The sequence below is a fragment of the Limosilactobacillus avium genome, from assembly GCF_947381485.1.
Classification (GTDB): domain Bacteria; phylum Bacillota; class Bacilli; order Lactobacillales; family Lactobacillaceae; genus Limosilactobacillus; species Limosilactobacillus avium.
Map to the genome: position 1 here is coordinate 1 of NZ_CANCWN010000056.1, position 6,067 is coordinate 6,067.

The 6,067-nt window shown below is 37.4% G+C and carries 2 protein-coding genes and 1 pseudogene; 1 reads left to right on the plus strand and 2 read right to left on the minus strand.

The genetic code is table 11. The features are described 5' to 3' along the window. Positions 1–2,305 (minus strand): SEC10/PgrA surface exclusion domain-containing protein (locus QOS01_RS10105; RefSeq protein WP_283622237.1); only part of this gene is annotated, 2,305 nt, incomplete at its 3' end. A gap of 214 nt (positions 2,306–2,519) precedes the next feature. Here QOS01_RS10105 and QOS01_RS10110 point away from each other — a divergent pair. Then, complete coding sequence (locus QOS01_RS10110) at positions 2,520–2,846, plus strand: helix-turn-helix domain-containing protein (RefSeq protein WP_283622238.1); 327 nt, start codon at positions 2,520–2,522, stop codon at positions 2,844–2,846. A gap of 133 nt (positions 2,847–2,979) precedes the next feature. Here QOS01_RS10110 and QOS01_RS10115 read toward each other — a convergent pair. Next, positions 2,980–6,006 (minus strand): annotated as a pseudogene (locus QOS01_RS10115) (type ISP restriction/modification enzyme); the annotation flags it as partial. Positions 6,007–6,067: the final 61 nt, after the last annotated feature.

Here is a 6,067-nt window from a genome sequence, read left to right on the forward strand (position 1 = left end):
TAGTTGGAGTTACTGGTGTATCAGTATCCTTGTTGCCTTCACTAGGCTTAGCTGGTGTAGTTGGAGTTACTGGTGTAGTAGGTTGAGAATTTGCCTTGTTCAAGTCAGCAATCTTTTGATTATCCTTATCAAGTTGAGCTTGAGCGTTGCTAATGGTTGCCTTAGTAGTAGCAATAGCGTTTTGCAAGTCGTTAATATGACTCTTGATAGCGTCTAACTTAGCTTGGGCATCCTTAACTTCTTGGTTAGCACTTGCATTAGCATTGTCCTTAGCCGTTTGCAATGCAGCCTGCTTAGTAGCTAATACTTGGTTCAATTGTGCTAAACCATCCTTAGCTTGTTGCAAGTTAGTATCAGCTTGAGTTTGCATATCTTTAGCATTCTTCAAGGCTTGGTTAGCTTTAGCTAATTTACTTTGTTCAGCAGTTAGGTTAGTGTTTGCTTGGTTGAACTTGTTCAAAGCGTCTTGAACATGCCCATCCTTGTTGATGTTAGCTAATTGACCGTTCTTCCAGTCATTGATAGTGTCCAAGGTGTTCTTTGCATTGTTATATTCAGCTTGTTGGTCAGCGTTTAACTGGCTCAAGTCAAATTGAACATTAGCCTTTTGTGCTTGCAAGTTTTGAAGTTGAGTTTGCAAGTTTTGGAGCTTGGATTGTTGACTAGCTAAAGTGTTTTGAAGGTTACTGATTTGGTTGTTCAAGTCGTTAATCTTAGCACTGTTATCAACAGTATGTGCATCACCTGTGATTGGTCCCATTGCTTGGTATTGGGCAATGCGATCCATCATGTTTGGCGTACTGTCTGGGTTGCTCAAGTCATAGTCAAAGGTTAATACGTAGTATTGACCATCGTCTGTGAGGTGCATACCAAAGGCAGCGTTAGCTGATAATGTACCAGTGTCTTCAAGGAAGTTTTCACGGTGTCCCCAATCTGAACTTGCGTCTGCGTTAAGCATGGAACTTAAGGTAGAACCAGCATTGTTGAATAATGCTAACATATTTCCACCACCATCAACTGGAATGTAAGCCAAGTTTTCGTATTGATCTTGACCAAAGGCAGTCATGATGTCGTTATCATTGTGATCAAGAACTTCAGCACTGTGTTGACTAGCACGAACTTGAGCTTGTTGATACTTTTGTTCAGTCATAACAAATGGCTTAAGTCCACGTTGCTCACGAGCATGGTTAATTTCGTTCAAAAGTAAGATAGCTAGTTCTTGCTTTTGTGCGTCAGTCATTTGACCATGAACACCATCAAAGTCGGTAGTGTAGTAAGGGTCATATGCTGATGATGAAACATCTGCATCATGGTTACGATTTGCACCACTCATGTTACCCTTGTCATTATCTGGGCTTACATAGATGTTCTGTTCAACAACATTGCCGTTAGTATTAGCGTTCATGTCAGCAGGTGCCCAAAGGTTATTCCGTGCTACATTTTCAAGCAATGACTTACTATAGTCAATTACACCATTAGGAACAGTCTTGACGTTAGGATCAGTTTGAGTATTTGTTTCTTGATTCTGCAAATCCTTTACTTGACCTTGCAAGTCGCCAATCTTAGCATTAGTGTTGTTAACATCGTTTTGTGCGTCTGTTACTTGACCACTAACGTTGTTAATTTGATTGTTAAGGTCTTGACTAGCTTGGTTCTTACCTTGATTTTCAAGGTTATTAATAGTGTTTTGAGCTTCTTCAGTCTTTTGACTAGCAGATTGGTTAGTAGCGTCTACAACAGCTTGCTTTGCTTGGTCAACTGCTTGACTAGCTTGGTCTACTGTTTGCTTGGCTTGGTCAACAGCTTGACTAGCTTGATTTACTGCGTCTGACTTTTGTTGTACGTTTTGTGCGTCATTATTGACAACAGTTTGTGCGTCATTAACAACTTGTTGTTGGTTATTAACTTGTTGTTGTGCTTGGTCAACGGCTCCTTGAGCATCCTTAACTGCTGGATCATTTTGCGTAGCAGCTTGTTGTGCTTGCTTTGCTTGATCAAGTTCTTGTTGAGCAGAACTTTGTTGACCTTGTGCTTCACTCAATTGGTTTTGTTGGTCCTTTAATTGAGCATTAGAACTGTCAATAGTTGATTGTTGCTTTTGGGCATCTGATTGAGCGTTAGCAAGTTCTGGATCAGTTGCTTGGTTGCCAGCTTGGATAGTTCCAGTGGCTTGGGCAGGCGTTACTTCATCAGCGTGAACATTAGTAGTTCCTGTTACAGCAGCTCCACCTGCAAGCCCTACAGTCAACAAAGTGGCTACCATCCAAGTCTTACCAGACTTGTAGAGTTTTTTGTGTTCTTTCATCATTTACTCTCCCCTCGCCTTCGTTTTTGAAGGCTTTTTTAGTTCAAATAACTTATACAGGTTACATTATATCACTACATGTAATTATAGTTACATTATTTTTACATCTATACTCATATATGCACACAGGTTGATGCAAACAATCAGTTTAGTTTCTTATTTTATTATTATTTCTTCAATATCCTAGAGATAAACGAAGAAATGAGGCTTCAAAATGAATAATCTAGGAGCTAACATCAGAGCCAGGCGTCATGAGCTTGGCATTACGCAAGAACAACTTTCCAATCAAACAGGATTATCAATTAATTACATTTCAAGGCTTGAAGTTGGAACGGCTAATAATGTCAGTGCTAAGACGCTATCACACATAGCGGAGGTACTTAAAACAAGTATGGATAGTTTGGTAAATGGCTCAACTGATGAAGCAGAAATGGGATACTATCAAAAGAAGCTTTGGCAAGCTTTAAATGATATGGACAAGGAGCAGGCTGAACAAGTTTCAAAAAACGTTTTAGGGCTACTAAACATTAATAAGAAGTAGAAATAAGGCAGGTACTACTTAATCACAAAAAGTGTAGTACCTGCCTTATTTTTAACTCTTTAATACTTATTGTGTGCCTTACAAACCAAACCTCATACCTATCTCTAGAATTACAAGACTTAGCTTACTTGCACTATTCGACAATTTGCAGCTCAGGTAATTGATTGATTAAATCCATAGTCTGTACAGAAACATTAATAATTCGTAGCAATAGGTTAAAAATATACTTAGGATCGTCACTATAATCATTAGGATTATCATTAATACCTGACTTACTATCATTTTTAATTCGATATTGATCCATAATCCACTCAATAGCAGAACGACCATTAACAATATATTGATAAGCTTTTGAAGGAATATTTGAGATTGTAATGGTGTCATTAAAGATAATTGTTGAACGATCGTTCTCTAGCTTGCCATCATTATTCCGTCTCTTCGCAAATTTCATCTTAGTTACTCGGTAATCAGGTTCCCCGTGATATTGAATATCAACATCACTGTAAGTTGGTACCTGTTCGTAATTAAGATGTAATTTTATTAGCTGTTTACCAATCGTTACGTACTTGCTGACATCCTTTACAATTGGTATTCTAGCTAGATCCTTGCGTAAATCATTAGCATAACGTTGTTGATAATCAGGCAAATTCAATAAAGCATAAACATAAGCAAATGCATCGTCAGCGTTTAGTCCTAATTTATTTGCAAAATTGATATTAACATTGTCAGAATCAGGTAGTAATTCATTACTGTTTGAATGATTAAAACGCATAAAGCTTTGTCCATTCATCATCATCTGAACGTCAGGTACAAAACTTGTAACTAAAGCAGCAAATGGCTTATTAGTACTTCGCCCTGTAGTAACAATAGCTCGATTATTCTGACCCCAATACTTATAGTATTGTCCCGGGCTTTCCACAATATTACGATCATACATAAGCCATTTTTTAACAAATGGGCGGTACATTTCTTGTCGTATTTTCTGAGCATCATATATAAAGCTGATACCCTTTTTAAATTGATTATCCATGCTTCTTGTCCATTTGATTTTCTGAGCATCGCGCATAGTAGACTTTTTCCCTTGTCCGCCATTTTTAGCAACTTCTGTATTGTAGTTATTAATGAGTCGCTTCGAGTTTTCCAAAACCTTTTGCTTGGAGAATCCGGACACCCAAATATCGCGATTGGTACTAATACCTACTGCATTACTCAGAAATGGTGATTTATTTTCACCTACAATTGACACATATGTTTGATAATGGGGATCACGTTGATTTAACCAATCATTATTTTTGTCAGGGATAATTTGATCCCATTTCATATTGCTAATTGATTTGTTCTTTTGAATTGAATTTAATTTCTGTTGACGCGAAAGGTAGTCGCCAATATCACGATAGAAAATTTCATGCTCACCAGTTCCATCCTTAATAAGGATACTAATCGCAATAGGAGCTCTACTACCAGACCCAAAAATCTTTCCACCTTCTTTACGTGACTTTTCTCCTTGGGTTCTTTGATTACCACGTAAATTAAATATATATAGGTGATTAAATTCGTGATATAAAGAGTTCCGTAATCCATCAGTACTATTGCTATCTAAATAGCTGCCATTAGTTACAAAACCAATTACACCTTTATCCCCTATACGGTCACTAGCCCAACGAAATGCCTTGATATAACTATCGTAAGAGCTTTTGCTTAAGGAAGATTTACTATTCTCAACATAAGTTTGTTCAATCCGTTTTTCTAGTTGCGGATAATGCACGTTTTGGTTATTGTCATTAGCATTACCTTGTCCCACTGAATATGGCGGATTGCTAATAATAGCGGTAATTGGCTGATCTTGTTGTTTCTTTAACCGTTCATTATTCTGGCCTAGTAGTTCGTCCATAAAAGAATCTTTCCGTTCAGTGCTTTCAAATGTATCAGTCAGCACAATCCCTTCAAACGGTTGATATCCTCTATCAGGTCCATTAACTTCATCAAAGACAGCTTCAATATTAATAGCCGCTATATAATAGCTAAGTAGGAGGATTTCGTTTGCGTGAATCTCATGTAGGTACTTACGTAAAACATCGTCAAAGGTTATTTCTCCATTATTCATTTGATGCTTTAAATATTGAAGAGTCCTTGTTATGAAAGTTCCAGTACCTGTAAATGGATCAAGAATATGAACGCCTTTATCGGATAGTTGCTTTCCAAAATACTTTTTAAGTGATTCGTCAACAGAACGAATAATAAAGTCAACTACTTCCACGGGGGTAAATACTATTCCCATTTGTTCTGCGACTCTTGGAAAAGCATTTTTAAAGAAATGCTGATATAACGTAACGATGAGTTTCTGTTTGCCTTCTGCATTATCGATCCCGGAAGCCCGCAATTTGACAGACTCGTAGAATGGTTTCAACTTTTCTTGTTCCTTAGCAAATCCAAAGACTTTAAATGCAGATATTACGTCATTTAATGATCTGGATACTACGTTATTTTGTACGAAGCTATAGTCTCCAAATAGCGCATCAAATACTGGTTCGGTAATTAAATGTTGAGATAACATCTCAACTGCTTCATCTCTATCAATAGAATCGTTTATATTGTGATACAAACTAGTTAGGAAGCGTTCAAATGCGGCTTTAGCACCATCATTACTCTCGATCAAATCGTTAATTCGACGAATATACATTTTGGCAATATCAGCAACATCTTTAGACCAATCTTCAAGATAACGACGGTCGCCAACTTTTTGCACGATTTTACCATAAAATGCATTTTGCATTTCCTTCCAATTAACCGGTAATTCCAGCTCAAGTTGTCTAGGTTCCTGATTTTGCTCTATTTCTTTACCCTTATCCTCTGTTACATCATCGTCAGGGCGCGAATCGACCCCAATAACGTCAAGATGTTTACTGCCCTTGCGCTTATTAAGGTCAAGATTATTAATCTCCGCTTCAAAACGCTCATCAGTTGATCGCAATGCATTAAGGACCTGCCATACCTGTTTGTATTCCTTATTATTATCTAATGCATCTTTAGGATCTTCACCGATAGGAACAACTATTGGAAGAATGATATATCCATATTCCTTTCCATCAAAGTACCGCATAATTCGTCCAACTGCCTGGACAATATCCACTTGTGACTTTTTCGGACCCGGAATGTCAATTTAAATTAGAAATTGGTCATCTGTAATATACTTCATGAATACTTCCAAAGGTGTTTGATAA

Coding starts and splice junctions, on each gene's coding strand:
- QOS01_RS10110 (WP_283622238.1), top strand. CDS start 2,520: ATGAATAATCTAGGAGCTAACATCAGAGCCAGGCGTCATGAGCTTGGC.